13 protein-coding genes are annotated in these 19197 nt (G+C 50.3%); 8 read left to right on the forward strand and 5 right to left on the reverse strand.

What is annotated here, in order from left to right; genetic code table 11:
- The first annotated feature begins 151 nt into the window (after nt 1-151).
- Entirely contained in the window at nt 152-2206 is a 2055-nt protein-coding gene (locus G451_RS0124665) for a glycosyltransferase family 9 protein (RefSeq protein ID WP_169727937.1), read from the forward strand.
- Nucleotides 2207-2352: 146 nt separating this feature from the next.
- Complete coding sequence (locus G451_RS0124670) at nt 2353-3084, forward strand: sulfotransferase family protein (protein ID WP_027186326.1); 732 nt, start codon at nt 2353-2355, stop codon at nt 3082-3084.
- Between the two features lie 73 nt (nt 3085-3157).
- On the opposite strand, the gene G451_RS31580 is transcribed toward G451_RS0124670, so the two are convergent.
- Both G451_RS31580 and G451_RS35135 read right to left on the reverse strand, forming a co-directional pair.
- Entirely contained in the window at nt 3158-4765 is a 1608-nt protein-coding gene (locus G451_RS31580) for a B12-binding domain-containing radical SAM protein (protein WP_211236390.1), read from the reverse strand.
- A gap of 410 nt (nt 4766-5175) precedes the next feature.
- Complete coding sequence (locus G451_RS35135; protein ID WP_245587872.1) at nt 5176-5391, reverse strand: hypothetical protein; 216 nt, start codon at nt 5389-5391, stop codon at nt 5176-5178.
- Between G451_RS35135 and G451_RS0124685 the strand changes: the two genes are divergently transcribed.
- From G451_RS0124685 to G451_RS0124705, 5 genes are all read left to right on the forward strand, one after another.
- Nucleotides 5288-5893 carry an IMPACT family protein gene (locus G451_RS0124685; protein ID WP_245587871.1) on the forward strand — a complete coding sequence of 202 codons (606 nt, stop codon included), beginning with the start codon at nt 5288-5290 and terminating at the stop codon, nt 5891-5893. The two genes, G451_RS35135 and G451_RS0124685, sit on opposite strands and share 104 nt — an antisense overlap.
- A gap of 2 nt (nt 5894-5895) precedes the next feature.
- On the forward strand, nt 5896-6546 hold the full coding sequence (locus G451_RS0124690; protein WP_027186328.1) for a LysE family translocator: 651 nt from the start codon (nt 5896-5898) through the stop codon (nt 6544-6546).
- Between the two features lie 160 nt (nt 6547-6706).
- A complete protein-coding gene (locus G451_RS0124695; protein WP_027186329.1) occupies nt 6707-8098 on the forward strand; it encodes an esterase-like activity of phytase family protein in 1392 nt (463 codons plus the stop codon).
- Between the two features lie 132 nt (nt 8099-8230).
- Nucleotides 8231-9217, forward strand: coding sequence for a DHH family phosphoesterase (locus G451_RS0124700; protein ID WP_051261879.1), 987 nt, complete (start codon nt 8231-8233; stop codon nt 9215-9217).
- Between the two features lie 349 nt (nt 9218-9566).
- Nucleotides 9567-11513: an aldehyde ferredoxin oxidoreductase family protein gene (locus G451_RS0124705; protein WP_027186331.1), complete on the forward strand. Its 1947-nt coding sequence runs from the start codon at nt 9567-9569 to the stop codon at nt 11511-11513.
- A gap of 260 nt (nt 11514-11773) precedes the next feature.
- On the opposite strand, the gene G451_RS31585 is transcribed toward G451_RS0124705, so the two are convergent.
- Both G451_RS31585 and G451_RS0124715 read right to left on the reverse strand, forming a co-directional pair.
- Entirely contained in the window at nt 11774-13891 is a 2118-nt protein-coding gene (locus tag G451_RS31585; protein WP_084448766.1) for a TRAP transporter permease, read from the reverse strand.
- A 60-nt stretch (nt 13892-13951) separates the two neighbouring features.
- On the reverse strand, nt 13952-14968 hold the full coding sequence (locus G451_RS0124715) for a TAXI family TRAP transporter solute-binding subunit (RefSeq protein WP_084448767.1): 1017 nt from the start codon (nt 14966-14968) through the stop codon (nt 13952-13954).
- Nucleotides 14969-15325: 357 nt separating this feature from the next.
- Here G451_RS0124715 and G451_RS0124720 point away from each other — a divergent pair, with 357 nt between their 5' ends.
- Nucleotides 15326-17113 carry a hypothetical protein gene (locus G451_RS0124720; protein ID WP_027186333.1) on the forward strand — a complete coding sequence of 596 codons (1788 nt, stop codon included), beginning with the start codon at nt 15326-15328 and terminating at the stop codon, nt 17111-17113.
- Nucleotides 17114-17127: 14 nt separating this feature from the next.
- Here G451_RS0124720 and G451_RS0124725 read toward each other — a convergent pair whose 3' ends face one another.
- On the reverse strand, nt 17128-18789 hold the full coding sequence (locus G451_RS0124725; RefSeq protein WP_027186334.1) for an SMP-30/gluconolactonase/LRE family protein: 1662 nt from the start codon (nt 18787-18789) through the stop codon (nt 17128-17130).
- Nucleotides 18790-19197: the final 408 nt, after the last annotated feature.

The raw sequence follows: 19197 nt of genomic DNA on the forward strand, positions 1-19197 counted from the left end.
CCTCGATATACGCCTCATCCAAAGTAAATATAATCTTGGTTTTGGAGGAGGCCATAATACAAATTTCGACCTTTGCCCCGGAAATATATTTTGGATACAAAATAATGATATTGCCTTTCCTCACCTCGATTGGCTCCACAACGCCATAACAATGCTCTCTGATGACAATGTCGGTGTCATCGGTCCCCTTAATGCTCCTCAAACATTTTCACCGTATCTCTGCAATGGCCGGTTTACCACGTACCGACCATCAAGAAATACATACGCCGAAGGATCGATCCTTTTAATACGAAGTAACGTCTTTAAAGAAATTGGCGGATTCGACCTGAATTACAAATGGGCAATGTTTGAAGACTCAGATCTTTCAATGCGCATTCGTCAAGCAGGTTACCGCATTGAACACTTGGATATGCCTCATCAACACTTCAGGAGTTCTTCTTTCAATACTGTCCCGAAAGAAATCAGAACTACCATCATGGAAACAAACAGAGCGAAATTTATGGCACGTTGGAATAGCGCGGCTTGGAACGGCAATGTCTCCGGCAAAGAAGTCTTTGATCTTCGTTCTGATGGCATTGGAGACATTTTTGCGGCTTTACCTTCGGTATTTTCTTACGCCAGAAAAAACCCAAAAGCTCAAATCACGATTAATACCAATAAGAATATCTGGAGCCTCATCCCCTCATTACCAAACCTCAGCCTGCAAGATGAAGCGACCATCACACCATATACGACTTCAGACTACGATAGAATCTCTTCAATACGCAATGTAAATTACAGTGTGCCGTTTAATATTGGAGATCTCCTTGCCGCCGCTTTGGGTGTCCCCCCTGCAACACCTCACGACATAAGCTCTTTCACTGAAGCTCTGACGGCAAGCACACCACCTCTGAGCCAGCACATCACTATGCCGAAGGAAGAGTATGTGCTCTTTCATTGTGAATCGTTCCGCCCAGGATTCCAAGGACGCAATCCTGGCCTTGCGACGTTTGAGCCAGCTTTAAAGCTTCTTTCCGACAAAAATATCCCCATCGTTCTCCTCGGTTCGAAAGAAGGAAGCCACAGACTCTCTTGTCTCAACCAAGATCAAGTCATTGATCTTCGCGGTCGTACGCGGCTGACGGATTTAGTGACTTTAGCCTCAAATGCACGATTGTTTTTGGGAATTGATTCGTTTCCCATGCATGTTGCTCAATGTTTTCGCGTCCCTTCTGTCGTCGTTTTTGGCTCTCTCTCTCCGTTCACGCGACTTTGGGACATACGGCAATCATATGTCGTCCAAGCACGCGACCTGGATTGCCTGGGCTGTTACCACGCGAACCTCACCCCTAGCATTCCTCATTGTTTACGAGGAGATGAGGCCTGTTTAAAAAATATTTCTTCCAATGACATATGCGACGCGGTTACCGCTGCACTTGCCGGTACCCCTCCAGAAACAGCCCCCATGATCGCAGATCTACGACGTTGGCAAGCACAACATTGCCTTGTGCATATGCAGCACCCAGGACTCAAATCCAAGGTCTTTTCTGGAGAAGGTGTTCCTCTCACCCAAGTCACGGATTTGCTCTACAATTTCATTGGAGCCGTCGAAAACCAGTTTGACACCGAGAGACATGACGCCCACCAAGCGCTGTATACGCTGGCAAAAGAAGAAGCCTCGAAAAAAGATCGCGAAATATCTCAATTGCAGACGGCTCTGGAGGAAAAAGACCTCCAGTACACAGAATTAGCGAAGCTCGTTTCACAGATGGCCATAAAGAATGGCTATTCAAACTATAAAGAAGCCCAAGCCAACGAAAACGGTACGTCTCTATGTGATTTATCTTTTAAGCTGCATGAAGCACAGATTTCGTTTGATGAAGATAAAATCATCTTCAAATCAACAGGAAATGACCCGAGGATTGTTATTAAAGATACCTTCTATGTTGTAGAGGACATGCCTTTTTTGACATTTCTCGGTACTGCTTCTAGCCTGTTCACTCTTGAAGTTTTTTACACTCCTCCTGGAACAGCTTTTAGTGAGGAAAGAAAGAGATCAATCCAAATAGAAGGAGGCTCCTTTAATCAAATAATGAGACTTCCTTTAAAGACTGGTAGCCGTATTCTGTTACGAATAGATCCATGCAATACTCCGAATTGTGACATTGTGCTCACAGCAACATTGAACGGTCTTCAACAGGCAGAAACACTACCGTTAGCGAATTAGTGCGGTGAATACCATAATATAAAATTCATCAAACATCATTTTACGCTGACAACGACATCCAATGTATGGTATTATGGTTTTCATCAAAGAGTCCGCACGGGTTAGCACAGAGAAATGCAAACGACTTACCGCTAATAAGGCAACATATGATAAATTATACAAGCAGCCTAGAAAAAATTGAATTTTTATTGAGCTTCTGCATTTCACTCAGAAAAAAATTTCTCTATGCACCTATCCCCAAAGTGGCTCACACAACGATAAAAAAGACCCTCTTCACCTTGGAAATGAGCGAAGCCGGGCTCACCTATGAAGGGAATGTACATGATTGTCTTGCCTCTCCTTTTATCTTACCGTACCAACTCCCTGACTCCATGCTCCATGAAATATTTCTCAAACATACATATTTTAAATTTACCTTTATACGAAATCCAATTGATAGAATTGCATCAGGATACTTAGACAAAATATCGAACACAACGAATGAAAGGAAGATAGAACGGGCTTACTTTGAAAAAATGCTCGGGGCAGATGAGAATACAGAAATTACACTTGTAGACTTCTTATCCGTATTACGAAAAACACCTCCTGACGCCATGGACCTCCACTTTAAGCCTCAATCTGACGTTATTCTCTCCAACACTATCGACTATGATTTTATTGGCTCAATGGACTCACTTGACACGGAACTCCCCATGATCCTTTCAAAAATATACAACAAACCATACAATGAAATACAAGTGACAAACGTCACACACCACGCCACGAATGCTTCAAATAAAATTCCAAGTGTATTCACAGAACAACGAGCATACGACCTGGCTGAAGAAATATATAAAGATGACTTCAAACTTTATCAGTCAGTTATCTCGAAGCAGTAAAAACAAATCCGAGACTTTCATAATAAAAAACCATGGTAAATCATTTTATGCATATGGACTGAAACATCCACTATTATCCCACTCTCTGATTGTTTGCACGATTCAATCGGTCTTGCAATATATTTTTCCGATACTGAAACAAATTTTCCCCGATTGCACATGCACTGAGATAGCGCACCAACCGACTCGGATTCTTCTGTCGCACTTGGACCAGTTGTCGCCAGAACTGCCCCCGATACGGGGCAACAACGCCTTGTCGCCAAACAACACGAATCAGTGCCATGTATTCCCATAACCGACGGGATACAGATCCTTTGGGTAACGTCACATTTTTCGTTTTCCGGCCAGGATTACCATTGGGGGACATGGCTTTGCGTGTGGGCCGCATTTCCAAAGTGTAACGGAAAGCACGAGCGAGATAGGCTTGCGGTTCATAAAGACGATCAATGGCTTTATAGAACTCTTCAAGAATCTCTTCTCGCGGCCTTGATGGTTGAAAATTCATCGCAGAACCGCGCACGCCGCATGTATCGCCGTCAAGCGTCAACCGGCCTTCGCGTTCTAATCGGTCCCACAACTTGGTATTAGGCAACGCCTGCAGCATATTGACCATGATCACCGGCATTCCTATTTTTTCGACAAAGGCACAAATACGCTCTCCCATACCTTTGGTTTCTCCATCAAAACCAATGATGAAACTCCCCAACACGGGCAATCCATTGGCATTAATGTTGCGCAACGACTCTTCCAATGGGTTATGAACATTTTGCTGTTTGTTGGTTACCTTCAAGACATTTTCATCTGGTGATTCCACGCCTACGAAAACATCGCCAAAATTGGCCGCGGTCATGAGATCAATGAGTTCTTTGTCTTGTCCAAGGTTGACCGATGCCTGACAGAAGAAACTGAACGGTTCATCACGTTCTGCCATCCAAGGAATGAGTTTCTCCAAAATCGCGCGGGCATGCTTTTTATTGCCGATAAAATTGTCGTCGCAGATAAAAATCGATCCTCGCCAGCCCAACAAATAAAGCATGTTGAGTTCCGCCATGACTTGATCCGGGCTTTTATAACGCGGAACGCGACCAAAGAGGTTTATAATATCGCAAAACTCACATGAAAAAGGACAACCCCGCGACGTTTGAATAGAAACAGTGTCGTAGTCTTCAAGATGCAACAGGTCATACCGCGGAATCGGTGAGACGCCCATATTGGGTTTCTCCGACTCCTCGAAGACGCCGCTCGTCTCCCCTCGAGAAAGGGCATCAAGAAACCCGGCAATAGAATCTTCTGCCTCACCCTTGATAAGATAATCGCAACCAGCATCAAGTATGTCTTGAGGAACACTCGTGGCGTACGGCCCTCCAACAGCAACTGGAATACCGCGACGTTTGGCTTCACGAATAAGCGACAGCATTCCTTCGCGTTGCACAATCATTCCTGTAATCATAACAAGATCGGCAAACTGCCAATCTTCTTCACGAAGCTCTCGCGTATTCATGTCACAGGCGCGTAAATCCCAATTCGAAGGCAATAACGCAGCCACCGTGACAAGTCCCAAAGGCGGAGCCATAGCTTTTCGTCCGGATAAACGGACGGTTTCTTGAAAACTCCAAAATGAATACGGGGAAGCGGGATGGATAAGCAGAACGCGGCGTGGATCGAGAGACAAAGCTGACACACGAAGTCCTTATCGTTAGGAAATGGCAGCGGAAATGAAACAACTCACCATGACAACCACGGCGTCGCACTCTATCGCATCCCCGCTGAGAAGGGAAAACTTAAATTTGCGTTTTTCAATATGATACGAAAATCGCGTATGAGAGAAAAGCGGCAACACCGCCTTCTTACGTTCTAAAATTCACAATCAACATTTAAGCACATATTCCGTACCATATCGAGCGCCACCATCGGTCCTCCATCACGTTCATGGATACGAGATGTTTATTACAATATCTCTCGTCTACAACAATAAAAAATCGACAAAGAGAGTACAACTCCATACTACTCAACACGTGTAAAACGACACGACACATCGAATCCACACCATTCCATACACAATAATATACACGACCAACCTGGTATCATTCATTAACCGAAATATCGAAAGATGCCATGAATACGCTCATTTCCACCACAACTTGACCCCAAGGCGAAGCGCGTCGTAAATCCGGTCATGCGATACCCCATTCCCGACATCGGTTTGCAGCGCTCTGAAGAGGTCATTAAACAGAGCCGATTCATCGTATCGATAGAACATGCGCCGGGACCAGGCGCAGCCAAGGCTTTCATTGAGCGTTGTCGCATGGAATTTCCCGACGCCAGTCATAATTGTTTTGCTTTTCTCGCGGCCTCTCCCGCCGATACAACGTTGGCCGGATCATCCGATGATGGCGAACCGCGTGGAACTGCCGGACGTCCTATGCTCAATGTCCTCACGGGAAGTGGACTGGGTGAAATTGTCGCCGTCGTTACACGCTATTTCGGCGGAATCAAATTGGGAACGGGAGGTCTGGTGCGCGCCTACTCCGGTGCTCTCGCCAACGGTCTTGCAATCCTGCCACAGCGCTGGCATGTGGATGTTCAGGCGGTACGCATTCTTTTCGGGCATCATTTCGTCACGCCGATAACCCGTCTTGTTGACGAATTCGAAGGAACCATTGCAGTCACGGAATATGGCATGGACGCAGAGTTCATCGTCCATATCCCCCTGGAATATGTTGAGCGGTTTACGGCTTCGGTCAAAGATATCACCCACGGAGACTGCTTCCTGGAACAACTCGACGCCGTTCACACGCAGCGAGGATGACTATGTTCGGTATTCACGATTTTCTCATGTTTGTTGCTTCGGGACTCTTGCTCAGCATCACTCCCGGACAGGATGTCCTGTATATCGTCGGCCGTGGAGCGTCCCAAGGTTCCAAAGCCGGTATGGTCGCTGCACTGGGTGTAGGGACGGGATGCCTGGTTCACATTACCGCCGCCACGTTGGGCCTTTCCGCCCTCATCGCGACATCGGCGACAGTATTTACTGTCATCAAAATCATTGGGGCGGCATACCTTTTGTATATGGGGGTCTCCATTTTACGAAGTGCCAAACCCGCTGCTGTCGACGCGTATGCATGTACCATCACGAGTTCCACTCCCTCCACCAATCTGGTGACTATTTGGCGACAAGGCTTTCTTTGCAACGCATTGAATCCGAAAGTTGCGCTCTTCTTTTTGGCCTTTTTACCTCAGTTTATTGATCCCACCAGCACCCAGACGAATATGGCATTTCTCACATTAGGCGTTGTGTTTTCCATCAATGGAACGTTGGTCTGTCTGCTCTACGGGATTTGTGCCGGTCGCCTGGCAGCCAAGATCAATCCCGCCGGACATTTGGCAGCGTGGTCAAAACGCCTCGCGGGATGCGTATTCCTTGGCCTTGGTCTTCGACTCGCTCTATCCGAACGGGGATAAATGTCCAAAGCGCGCGACGTCTGCACAACATAACGGCCAAACAACATGCCAACGCGTCGTCTCGTCATGGTGTTTGACACCAATTGTCTTTTCTCTGAAACCGTTTCGCCACACGCGACGAGTAGATCTTACACGCAAAACATGAGTGGAGGCTCTCGTCATGAATATTCGCGTTCTAATGTCGCTCGGTGTTGCAGCGCTGAGTCTTGGTATGATCTCTCCAAGTTTCGCCGCTGAGCCGACGATAAAAAAATATGATATCGTTATAGATGAATCGCTGTTCGTTCCCTACGACGGTGCAGCAAAGCATGACTTTCCCAAAGGCTTTCCCGTCGGCGTTGGCTCAAGCATGTACTATGTCGGTAAAGACGAAGACGGCGCCTTGCTTTTCAGTCTGATCAGTGATCGCGGCCCCAATGCAGACTCCCCGGCATACAAAGCCGACGACGACGCCAAACCGGTCAAAACCAAAATGTTTCCGGCTCCCCAATTCAATCCTGGGTTCGGTATCGTCAAAGTGACAGCCGACAAAGCCGAACTCGTCGACTTCACCACGCTGAAGTCAGCTCCGGAAAAACCGATCACCGGTCTGCCCATCCCCCAGGGCGCAATAGGCTCTACCGGCGAAACCCCGTTATCCGACAGCTTGACGATCCTCCCCTATGATAAAAACGGCATGGATACGGAAGGCATTGAGGCCGACAGCGATGGGAACCTCTGGGTGTGCGATGAATACGGTCCGTTTATCGCGAAGCTTGACCCCAAAACCGGCGTCATCCTTGAAAAATACGGTCCGGGCGAAGGTCTTCCTGAGATTGTCAAATTCCGCCAACCGAATCGTGGTTTCGAGGGGCTGACCATCACCCCCTCGGGCAAAATCATTGCTGCAGTCCAGAGCATTCTCGATGTGGACGGCAAGGTCAAAAAAAGCAACGCCCAATTCATCCGGTTTGTTGAGCTTGATCCCAAGACAGGCAAGACCCGCATGTTTGCCTACCCCCATGATGTTGATGCCTTCAAAAAAAGCCGAGATGCCAAAATCGGCGATTTAGCTGCCGTGTCCGATGACAAACTCCTCGTCGTGGAACAGGGCAAGGGCAAAGACAAAAAAATGCGCAACCTGATTTACATGGTTGATTTGAGCAAAGCCACCGATCTGACCGGAAAGACCGCTTCCGACGGCAAGCCCCTGGAAACGATCGATACCGCCGAGGAGTTATCCAAAGCCGGTGTTGTCCCCATGAGCAAAACGTTTGTTTTCGACCTGAAAGCGCATGGCTGGAAGCCGTCAAAAGCTGAAGGCATTGCTCTGTTGGATGATGGAAAGACCCTGGCTGTCGCTTCAGACAACGATTTCGGCATGACGCTGGACGTCGAAAATCCTGCGAAGGACAAAGACGGCAAGGACGTCAAAAAACCCACAGGGTATGTTGTCGATTCCAAAGGGACCATCACCTACGAAAAAGAACACACCAATACGACGTTCCATGTAAAGCCCACGGGTGAACGGTCGCAAATTTGGCTCATCACTCTGCCTGAGCCGATCAAATAATTCTTCCTCTCACTTCATCCCTCTCCTTGAGACGGGCCGTCCCCCCAGGCGGCCCTTTTTTTTCTCAACCACCTTGACCTTCCCGTTCAGGGGATGCACTCTTCCGGCAAAATCCATCAAGGAGCATTTCGCATGGCCGAATCTCACGATACTCTTTTTTCATTGGCCCGTAGTGCCTCGGCCTACGCTTTCAACGGTGACGCCGATGGCCTCTGTGCATTGGTCCAGCTTTTAGCTGGTCGTGCCGATACGCCCATTCTCATGACCGGTGTCAAACGCGATCAGGCACTTCTCAAACGAATCCCTCCCGTCCCCGGTCCCATCTGTGTCCTCGATGTTGCCCTGGGGAAAAATATCGATGCCGTCATGCCACTCATCGAAGCGGGGACGGATATTGTTTACATCGACCACCATGCAGCCGATGATCTTCCCGATCATCCACAATTTCATCCACGTATTGTCTCCACCCCCGACACCAATACGTCGAAACTCGTCTACGATCTCAACCCCACACGGCATAATGCACTCTGGGCCGTTGCCGGACTTTTCGGAGACAACCTCTTCGAGGCAGCCACAGCTCTGGCCGCTGAACACGATTTGCCCCAGGAAGATGTTGACCGGCTCAAGGATATGGGCATGTTGCTCAACTACAACGCGTATGGAGCAACGGTTGAAGATCTCCACTTCAGCCCGTTCGACCTCGCTCGGGTCATGTGTTCCTTCACCTCGCCACTGGCATTTCTTGCTGGAACCGACGTCATTCCCAAACTCACCCAAGGACGCGACGAGGACATCGAGAAAGCAAAAGCAATTCCCGAACTCGTCCCCGATGTTGTCGTTCTTCCAAACAAAAAATGGGCACGCCGCGCCGTTGGTGACTTTGCCAACATGCTTGCCCGCAAACATCCCGATCGTGCGCATGCGGTTCTCGTCACCACCGAACGCGGGCACTATGTCGTCAGTGTTCGCGCTCCCATCAATGGTGGACCCAGCGCCGCCGAACTCTGCAAACAGTTTGTCACCGGTGGAGGACGCGTCAAAGCCGCCGGCATCAACGACCTTCCCGCTGCCGAGCTTATGATGTTCGTCAATCGGTTTGCACTGCATTTCGGAGAATAGCCGAATCGCCTTCGGCGACCAGGGGGAAGGAGCGGGGAAGAGGGGGGAAACCCCTTTTGAGGAAAGTGGTTTCCCCCTCTCCCCCGCTCCTTCCCCCTGGCCCCCCTTCCTCACCCCATCACCCCCTTTCCGCAAACCTTTTTGTCGGCGTAGTAATTTCCATTTCTGGAAGATGGTACGTTCATACATGGTGTGTGTTTTTCCACAATATGTGTCGAGTCTATCGAGACGAAAATTTTATTGTTACTTTACTCCATTTTGCAGTAAAAGAGAGGTAGAGTCACCTCCCCTTCAACAGGCAACATGTATTTGCGCTATAACGCAGAACGACGCCAAAGCGAGGGATGCTATGAATGGATGGATGGGAACCATATTGCGTGTTGATCTTGGGACCAAAAACATTGTCACACAAGCGCTTGATCCACAGTATGCGCGAGATTACATTGGAGGACGCGGATTCAACTCGTATGTCCTCTTCAATGAATTGCCCCTTGGAATTGATCCACTGTCCCCTGACAATATCTTTGCTATGGCCCCTGGGGTGTTGTCCGGCACACCGCTAGGACTCACGAGTCGGTTGGAAGTAAGTACACTTTCCCCCTATTCGGGTATTCTTGGAGACGGTAATGCCGGCGAGTCCATGGCGTTTATGATGAAACGCGCCGGTTTGGATCAACTCATTGTGACCGGCCGTGCCAATCATCCGGTCTATCTCCGTATTCACAATGCCAAAGCGGAACTCTACGACGCGTCGGACCTTTGGGGAATGTCGACCTGGGAAGTAACGGACATTCTCAGAAACCGCCACGGCAAGACCTGCAGTGTCGCCAGCATCGGTCAAGCCGGGGAAAACCTTGTCCGCTTTGCTTCAACCATGATCGACAAATATGGTTCGGCAGCACGAGGTTCCGGCGCCGTGCTCGGCTCGAAGAATCTCAAGGCGATTGTGGTCTCGGGCGATATGCATGTAGCGCTGGCCGATGAAGCCGCCTTCAAACAGCTCGCGAAAGAAGATTACAAATTCATCAAGGCCTCGTCGTTTCAACAGGATATTGTCGCGAAATACGGCACCCATATTGGCATGATGATGTGGGAACCGGGATTTCGCAATAGCGAATCATGTATGTCTGCCGACGATGTTCCCGAGGCGTTGCGCCCCGAGAGCTGGAAACAGTACGAAACCGGTCGAGTGGGCTGCCACGGCTGCCATGTCAAATGCAAGAACCGCTATCGTATCCCATCGGGAAGGCGTGCCGGCGAAACAGGGGAAGCACTGGAATTCGAATGTATCTATTGCCTTGGGACGAATTGCGGTATTCTCGACCCCATTCCCATCATGGAAATGGAAAACCTTTGCGATGCCTATGGGATGGATGTCATTGCGCTCGGCAACACGATTGCTATGGCAAAGGATTTGTATAGCCGCGGCCTGCTCACATCGGCACAAACCGGCGGGCTGTCGCTTGATTGGGAAGACGCCGATGCCCAAGTCGAGTTGGTTCACGCCACGGCATTACGGCAAGGTTTCGGCAACTTGGTGGCCGAAGGCATGTACGGTCTGGCTGAACAGCTCGGTAATACGGCTATGGAGCTGTGTTATCACGTTAAAGGCCTGTCGCGCGGCACCTATCCGCCTGGTGTTTTTGCCTTGGCGCACGCCACGTCCACCCGTGGCGCCGATCACCTTCGGGGACGTTCCTGGGCTTTCAATCAGGTCGATCCTGATATCTTCCCCGTCCTCAAAGAACATGGTCTGATGATCGAGAACCCGGATGCTGATCCAGCCCCGGCGCTTATTGTCGGAGAACGCATTACCACCCTGTCCGACTGCACCGGGCGATGCAAAGGCGGCGTCAACAACTGGATTTGCGCCATGCCGCTCTGTTGGAAAAAGCCCATTTTCGGCGGTCTGGTCGACCTGCTCACCGCGGCCTGTGGCGTACCGTACACCGTGGAAGAACTCGAACGCGCCGCCGACCGCATCTATACGCTGGAACACGCCTTCAACATCTGCCGTGGAGTCCGTCGCCGCCATGACAGTTTGCCGCAAAAACCGGAACTCTATCACAGCGCCGAAGGGGCGGCCGAACGACAACTGCACGAAGCCCACGTCACACGGTATTACCAACTCCGGGGGTACGACGAACACACCGGAGTTCCAACGGCAAAGCGTCTCGAAGAACTCGGGCTTGATGGAGTCGCAGAACGCCTCAAGACGTGTCAGGAAACATCTAATTGGAACGGTCCCCCGCTCTGGGATGAAGCGGAGTATCCACAAGGAACCAAGCGGGTTTGATGGAGGCATGAACGAAAGAAGGAACATGAGGTGGCCTTTCGGTGAAGGTCACCTTTTCGTGTAAAAACAGTACAAAATAGCCAAGATATAAAAAAATCACAATACAAGGCCAGGAGAAACTCTTACAAATACGAAAGGTGAGCGCTCTCTCCAAGATAGAACTATTAAACGTTTTTGAAGATTCTTAAGAAACTTTTTTCAATAAGTTTCTTAAGCCGCCGGAGGCATTCACTTTTCTTCATCGAAAAAGTATCAACACATCATCCGGCACTCACCACGACCGCCTTCCCCCTCCTCCTCACGCGCAGTATCCACAGCAACACAACGAAGCCGACCAACCCGGCACCATGCAATTCCAGGCCGCCGGGCCACAGCATGATGGTGCCACAGGCGCCGGCAAGGAGCCGTAGCGGTAGACCGATGCGTCCCATGAGGTAGCCTTGCATGGCCCCGACGATGGCAAAGAGGCCGATCAGAGCAAACGCAAAAACATGAATAACGTCCACCCAATGCTCACTGATGAGGGGAGTATAGGCGAATAAGAGAGGGATAATATAAATTCCCTTCGCAATCTTCCACGATTCCAGACCAGTAGCCATGGGCGGGGTTTTGGCAATGGCGGCCGCTGTAAAGCTGGCCAGACAGACCGGCGGAGTGACGTTACTGTCCTGACTCAACCAGAAGATGGTCATATGGGCCGAGAGCAGTGCAAAGGTCAGCGTTTCCGGAGGAAGAATGGATTCTCGTATGGAATCCAGCAGATCGACCGGCACCCCGGACAATAAGGCTTTGACTTGAACCAGTGAGATCGGCGAACCGAGCATGTCCATGGCTGCCGGGTCCACCAGCATGAAGATGGCTTTGGCGGTATCGCTCAACGAACCATCGGCAATCGCCTGAGCAACCTGGGCATCGACGATGAGGTTGTAGAGTGCCGGAGCCGAGAGCGTGCCTAAAACGATATACGAGGCCGTGACCGGCAATCCCATTCCGAGGATGAGCGAAGCCAGCGCGACAAAGATCAAGGCAATGAGCAGGCTGTTTCCTGCCCAGGCATTGATCATCAGCGAAAACGTATTGCCGATGCCGGCCATGGCGATCACATTGACGACAAGCCCGACGCTACACAACAGAATGGCCGTCATGACCATATTACGTGCTCCGAGCGCCAAGGCCTCGCCAATTTCGCGAACCCCCATCTTGTGTGGCGTCAGCCAGGACGCAACCACAACCGCAACAATGGAGATACCCGCGGCATAGGATGGGGTGAATCCATAGATAAGGCACGCGATCAGAATGGAAATGGGAATGAGCAACGGTAAGCCGCTCTTGCGCATGATCTCGCTCAGAGGCTTTGCCGTTGGAGGGTCTGCGAGTTTGATGTGATGTTTCCCAGCTTCACTCATCACGAAGAAGGCAACCGTGGCAAAGTAGAGCACGGCGGGCAGTGCGGCAACGGCAATGATGGTGGTGTAGGGAATTTGTGTATAGCTCGCCATGACAAAGGCCCCCGCTCCCATAATGGGCGGCATAAGCTGACCACCGGTCGAGGCCGCGGCTTCGACGGCCGCGGCAAATTTGGGCGGGAAGCCGGACTTCTTCATCAGGGGAATGGTAATGACACCGGTGGATGCGGTATTGGCAATGGCTGAACCGGAAATGGTACCGGTGAGACAGGACGCAAACACCGCCACCAAGCCGGGGCCGCCTTCGAATCGACCGGCAACGGCGTGAGCCAGGTCTATGATGAAATCCCCGGCTCCGGAGCGCAACAAAAACGCCCCGAAAAGAATGAACATGAAAACAAACGACGAGGAAATGAGGGCAATGTTTCCAAACAAGCCGTCATCGCCATAAATACTGCGAAACAGCACTGTTTCCGGATGCATGCTTTTGAAGTGAAACACGCCGCCCAGCAGCCCTCCCCACCACGTCACATAGGTGAGGCTGAGCACAATCAAAACAGGGATGATGAAGCCCGTTGTCCGCCGCGTCAGTTCTATGGCCGCAAGAATGAGGATCACGCCGAACACCCATTCCGTTCCATTGAGCCGTACACCACGGGCGTAAATCGCATCTTCCATGCCCACCATATAAAGGGCGGAAAATGCCGCCAGCAGGCCCAACACCACGTCGACACTTCTCCCGAGACGATGCATGCGACCCGTTCGCGCCGTGAGCGTTGGAAACAGAAACGGGCACATGAGGGCGAAGCAGGCAAAATGGATGGAGTTTTGCCAGAGCGTCGGCAAGACCCCGATGAGATTGAAATACATATGGATCAACGACACAACGATGCCGAGGACAAACAGCATCTTGCCGACCCAGGCATCACGCCCATACATCGAACGCCCAACGGTCTCTTCCGCCACCACCATGCATCCTCCATGAAGCTGGCCCGGCCGTAGCGCATCGCGTCGCGACCGGATTGTATCCCACTACTGCGCGAGTAACTTGTCCGGAATCGTCAAGCCGATTTCGCGAAAATATTTGGCCGCGCCCGGATGCAGCGGCAAGGGCAGTCCGACAATGGCTTTGTCTTTGCTCAATGCTTTGGTGCCCTTATGAATAGCCTGGAGGAACGGAAAATTCTCAAAAATAGTTTTTGTGATGAGATAGACGGCCTCTTCGTCGACATCGGCCCGTACGGCAAGGAAATTCGGCTGCGCAATCGTGTTGATATCCTTTGCCTGGTTCGGATACGTGCCGGCGGGAATGACGTAGCGTGTCCACAACCCACTTCCGCCATTGGCTTTTTCGAGTTGTTCATCGGTGAAATCGAGCGTGGTGACGTCATCCCCCATGGAGGCATAAATTCGCGTAATGGCTCCGGTGGGCACTCCCGCCGGAATGCTGACGCCGGAAATTTGGCCATTGAGCAAGGCATCGGCACTCGGGCCGTAGCCAACATAGACAAGATCAAAATCCGCATCCACGTTGAATCCCAAATTGCCGAGTAAGAAGAGGTTAGACCCCAACGTCCCCGAATTCTTTTTGCCCAGGGATAACCGTTTGCCTTTGAGCGCGTTCACATCACTGATAGTGCCGCTCGTCACATCACGGGATAAAATCGTAAATTGCTCAACGTTCTGCCACAGCATGGTGATGGATCGCAGTTCTTTTTGTGGTCCGTCCGAGGCGAGCGGGCCTTGTCCATTCCATGCATAATGCCCGTATAATCCTTGCAAAATCGCAAATTGCGCTTCATCTTCACGCATCAACTTGATATTTTCACCCGAGCCGGCCGAATTAATCGCCGATAACGCAATCTGATGCGTCGGTTGCAACTTCATTTTCACCAACGTGGAAAGCGCAACCCCGACCGGATAATAGGTTCCGCCGGTACTCGCCGTCGCCAATAAATACGAACGCTCCCCAGCCCATGCAGAAACGCTCAAAAGCACCGTTAACAGACACACCAGAACGACGTTCACCGTCATCAATACACACCGCATACTCACCTCCTGCAGGAAACCACACTTGCTAAACAACAGACTGCCAACCATCAATCAGACACAACACACACCAGAGAGCCCGAATAGCGTCTATGACTGGTGTCGTCTTCTAGCACATCTTGGTTGCGTTTGCTTCTGGAAATTGTGGCGAGAAAGGGAAGAAAACGGCTTTTGCGGCGCAAAAACCATCCAAAACTCTTTGAAAAGCCGACGGACGAAATGAGACAAAATTTTCTCAACGGCACGCTTTAGGCTCTGGCTATTTCTTGTCCTCACCCTAACTTTCCACTACATATTCCCCCACCACGCGCTTTCCGCGTCCATTCTCATTTTACACGATGTTCATAGAGGAACAGTATGCCTGCAATCCACGCACTCGTGCATGCGCTCACACCGAAACGTATTGCTCTTGCGCTTCTGCTGTTGAGCATTCTGCTCACCATCGCTTTCGCGCCGCCCATTGAACATGGATCACACCCTGTCCAAACGCGGCAGTGTCCGACGGGATCGTGTCAATATGCGTTGGAGAGCATTGTGTGCAAAGAGCATCATCTTGCTCGGCTGGATATGTATGATGTGCGGGGTGGAGAATTGCAGGTGGTATGGGGGCCGCCTGGAGGGGATGTCACGTATCGCGACCCGTATCTACTGCCTCAGCATGTGGATGTGGGGGATTATTCGTCACTGTATTACTGTTATGACTCCACCGATCCCATCGAGGCGTCGGTGCAGCATCATGATGCGCTTCCACTCCAGTATCGTGATGTCTCGTTGTCTCTTGAGTCGCCATTGACGGTCTTTGCCGACAGTCTGCGTGTGTCGGTGCCGGTGTTCGCCGTTCTTCTCGTCTGTGTTCTCGTCATGCCCCGACGTTATGCCTGGTTTTCCATTGTGTTTACCCTGACGCTCCTCTTCTACACGCAATTGGCGTTTGCTCCTGGTGGGACGAATACCGCGGACAATCGATTTTATGTTCCATCGGCACTCGCGCTCATCAATACGGGAACGCTCGCTATTGACGGGTATGCCGGCCGTAACAGTGCAGCCCATACCTTGCTCACGACAAGCCCGTCCGGACATTTCATCAATTATTATCCCGTGGGCGTGACTCTGATGATCACCCCACTCGTTGCCTGGACGCAACATTTCCAGACACCGGAAGTCCGCCTCACGGATGCCATGGCAAAACTCTTTGCCGCTCTGAGTGTTGCGTTGTTTTTTGTTATATGTCGCCGTCTTGGCCTGTCCACGGCATCAAGCCTTTTGCTCTGCGGCGTGTTTGCGCTGACAACAAGCCAATACTCGATTCATGCCGGGTCGCTCTCGTCGCATAACATCTCGTCCTGCCTGTCGCTCGTTGCCATTGCGCTTCTCATGGCACCGGAGATAACCACGCAACGCATTGTGTTGCTGTCCGTCGTGTCGATTCTTGGGTTGATCTGCCGACACGATTTCGCATTCATCATCGGTGGATGCGGGCTCACGTTGCTTCTTCAGTCGTACAAGCAGGCATTACTCTACGCGGCGTGTCTTGGAATATTGATTATTCCGTGTCTTGCCGGTTCGCACGCGCTCTATGGACACTGGCTGCCGCCGTATGTAGTGCAGCAAGGACCGCGCGCTCTAGGGTGGAACAATCTGTATGCCTTGGCCGGGTTGCTGATTTCTCCCAATAGAGGCTTGTTCGTGTACTCTCCCTTTCTCATACTGGGATTCATTTTCGCCATCCGATCACTGTGTACCTGGAGCCGATCTCAGGCCCTTGCCAAAGGTCTTGCCGTGACCGTGCTGATCTTCACCGTAGTGCTCACGACCTTCCCCATGTGGTGGGGCGGATGGTGTTATGGACCGCGTCTTTTTTGCAGCATGCTCGGTCTCCTCATGGTGTTGAGCGCCATGGCGTACAAAGCCATTCTCCAATCGTCCTATAAACGCGTCATCCTGCCCGCTCTCGTCCCTCTCGTTCTCTGGGGATTTTTCGTCCACGCCAAGGGCGCACTTATCGGCGATACTTGGAACGGCATTCCCCAAGGTGTGGACCAGCATCCCGAGCGCGTATGGGACATGCATGACACGCAAATTTTGCGCAACGCACAGTACATTCCGATCGTTTTGGACGAGCGCCTTGCGCTTTTTACCCCGTAAGAAAGAAAACCCTGTTACCAGCTCAAAATACGTAACAGCGAGACAGGCAAGCTGCCGATGGCACCCGTGACATCGGCCAAAGAAAATTTCTGAATGCGGCTATTGTGCGAGTCGACGATATATACATTGCCGGCATGATCCGTTGCAACCCCTTGGGGATTATTGAATTGACCATCATCCGCCCCTCTCATTCCCCACTGCGTCAACAACGTCCCATTGGAATCAAATTGCCGTACCATTTGATTCTGTGAATCCGTCACAAAAACATTTCCATTATCATCAACGTCAATGCCTTGCGGTAGTGGTGTTGCCCATGCCATAAGAAATTGACCTTGCGCATCAAACACCTGAATACGGTCATTCTGTATATCCGCAACATACACTTTCCCATTTTTATCTAGAGCAATTGTGTCCGGCCAATCGAATTGCCCATTTTCTGAACCGTAAGAGCCCCACTGCAACAGAAATTGGCCGTCTGCAGTGAATTTTTGAATTCGGCAATTCACGGAGTCCGCCACATACACCATGCCTTGACTATCAATCGCGATTCCATCCGGAGAATCGAATTCTCCTTCTCCTTCCCCATACGTTCCCCATGCGGTCAAAAATTGCCCCTGTGTATTGAATTTCTGAATGCGATTCCATCCGGAGTCTACCACATAGACATTCCCCATCGTGTCGACAGTCACATCATTCGGCATATCAAATTGACCGATTCCCGAGCCTTTAGTTCCCCATGTCATAAGAAAACCGCCTTGCGCGCTCAACTTTTGAATTCGGTGATTAAAGGTATCGGCAACATACACATTGCCATCTTTGTCTATTGCAATGCCATCCGGCCAATAATACTGCCCTTGCCCATCACCGAGTGTTCCCCACATCGCAAGAAGCTGGCCATTCGCATCAAATTTTTGAACACGATCTTCATACGTATTCGAGACATAGATATTTCCACCACTCTCCGCCGCAATATACTCCGGCCAATTGAATTGGTCTTCTTGTGAGCCTTGCGCTCCCCATGCCAAAAGGAATGTTCCCGAAGCATCCAGCTTTTGGATACGATTTTGCGATGTATCCGTTATGAAAATGGTATCGGAACCATCTATCGCCACATCCAGAGGCCAATAAAACCCGTCCCCATTTTCTCCCTCCGTCAACGAAGCGAGAAACTGCCCATCGGAAGAAAATTTTTGAATGCGGTTATTAAATGTATCAGCAACATAAATATTATCATGACTATCTTTCGCAATCCCATTCGGCCAATCAAACTGACCATTCGCAGAACCGTTTGTCCCCCATTGCGTCACGAACTGTCTCTCGGAAGTAAATTTCTGAACACGGTTATTGTCTGTATCGCTAATATACATATTTCCTAACGAATCGATGGTGATTCCACTGGGATGATCGAATTGACCGGCCCCCGATCCAGATGTCCCCCATACGGCGACGTGCTGGCCTTGAGCATCCAGTGCGTGAATACGATCATTATCCGTATCGACGACATACACCGTTCCATTTCCATCAATGGCGATACCGTGTGGATTGTTGAACTGATCATTTCCAGCACCGCAGCCATTTCCCCATTCATCGACAAGCTGTCCGGATGATGAAACAATTTGTACACTGCATTGAAGGATATTGGTCAAATAGACATTCCCCTGTGCATCGACAGCCATTCCGCCTGGTCTCAGTTTTGGCCCATTGGTATGGGGCCATGTCGCGACATGGTGGTATATATCTTGCGCTGATACATATGATCCCCACAAACCAACCAAAATCATTACTATAAATGCACACTTTCTTTTCATTTCATCCCACCCTATTTATTCAATATGTCTCTCGCATCACCATACTTACGACGAAAAGAGTATGATTTTGTATTTAGACATCCTCATGATTCAACAAGCCGCAACAATGACTCCACCAAATCAACTTCTTATTTCATACTAAAAGCACACCAAAGAATACAAAAACGAAAATACACAAACCATATCCTTTTGCGTTATATGCGTAAAAGAACATATAAAAAACGTCATTCCCATCATTGCATTGGATATTAATCCATTCATCATCGACATAGCCTT

The organism is Desulfovibrio inopinatus DSM 10711 (assembly GCF_000429305.1).
Classification (GTDB): domain Bacteria; phylum Desulfobacterota; class Desulfovibrionia; order Desulfovibrionales; family Desulfovibrionaceae; genus Alteridesulfovibrio; species Alteridesulfovibrio inopinatus.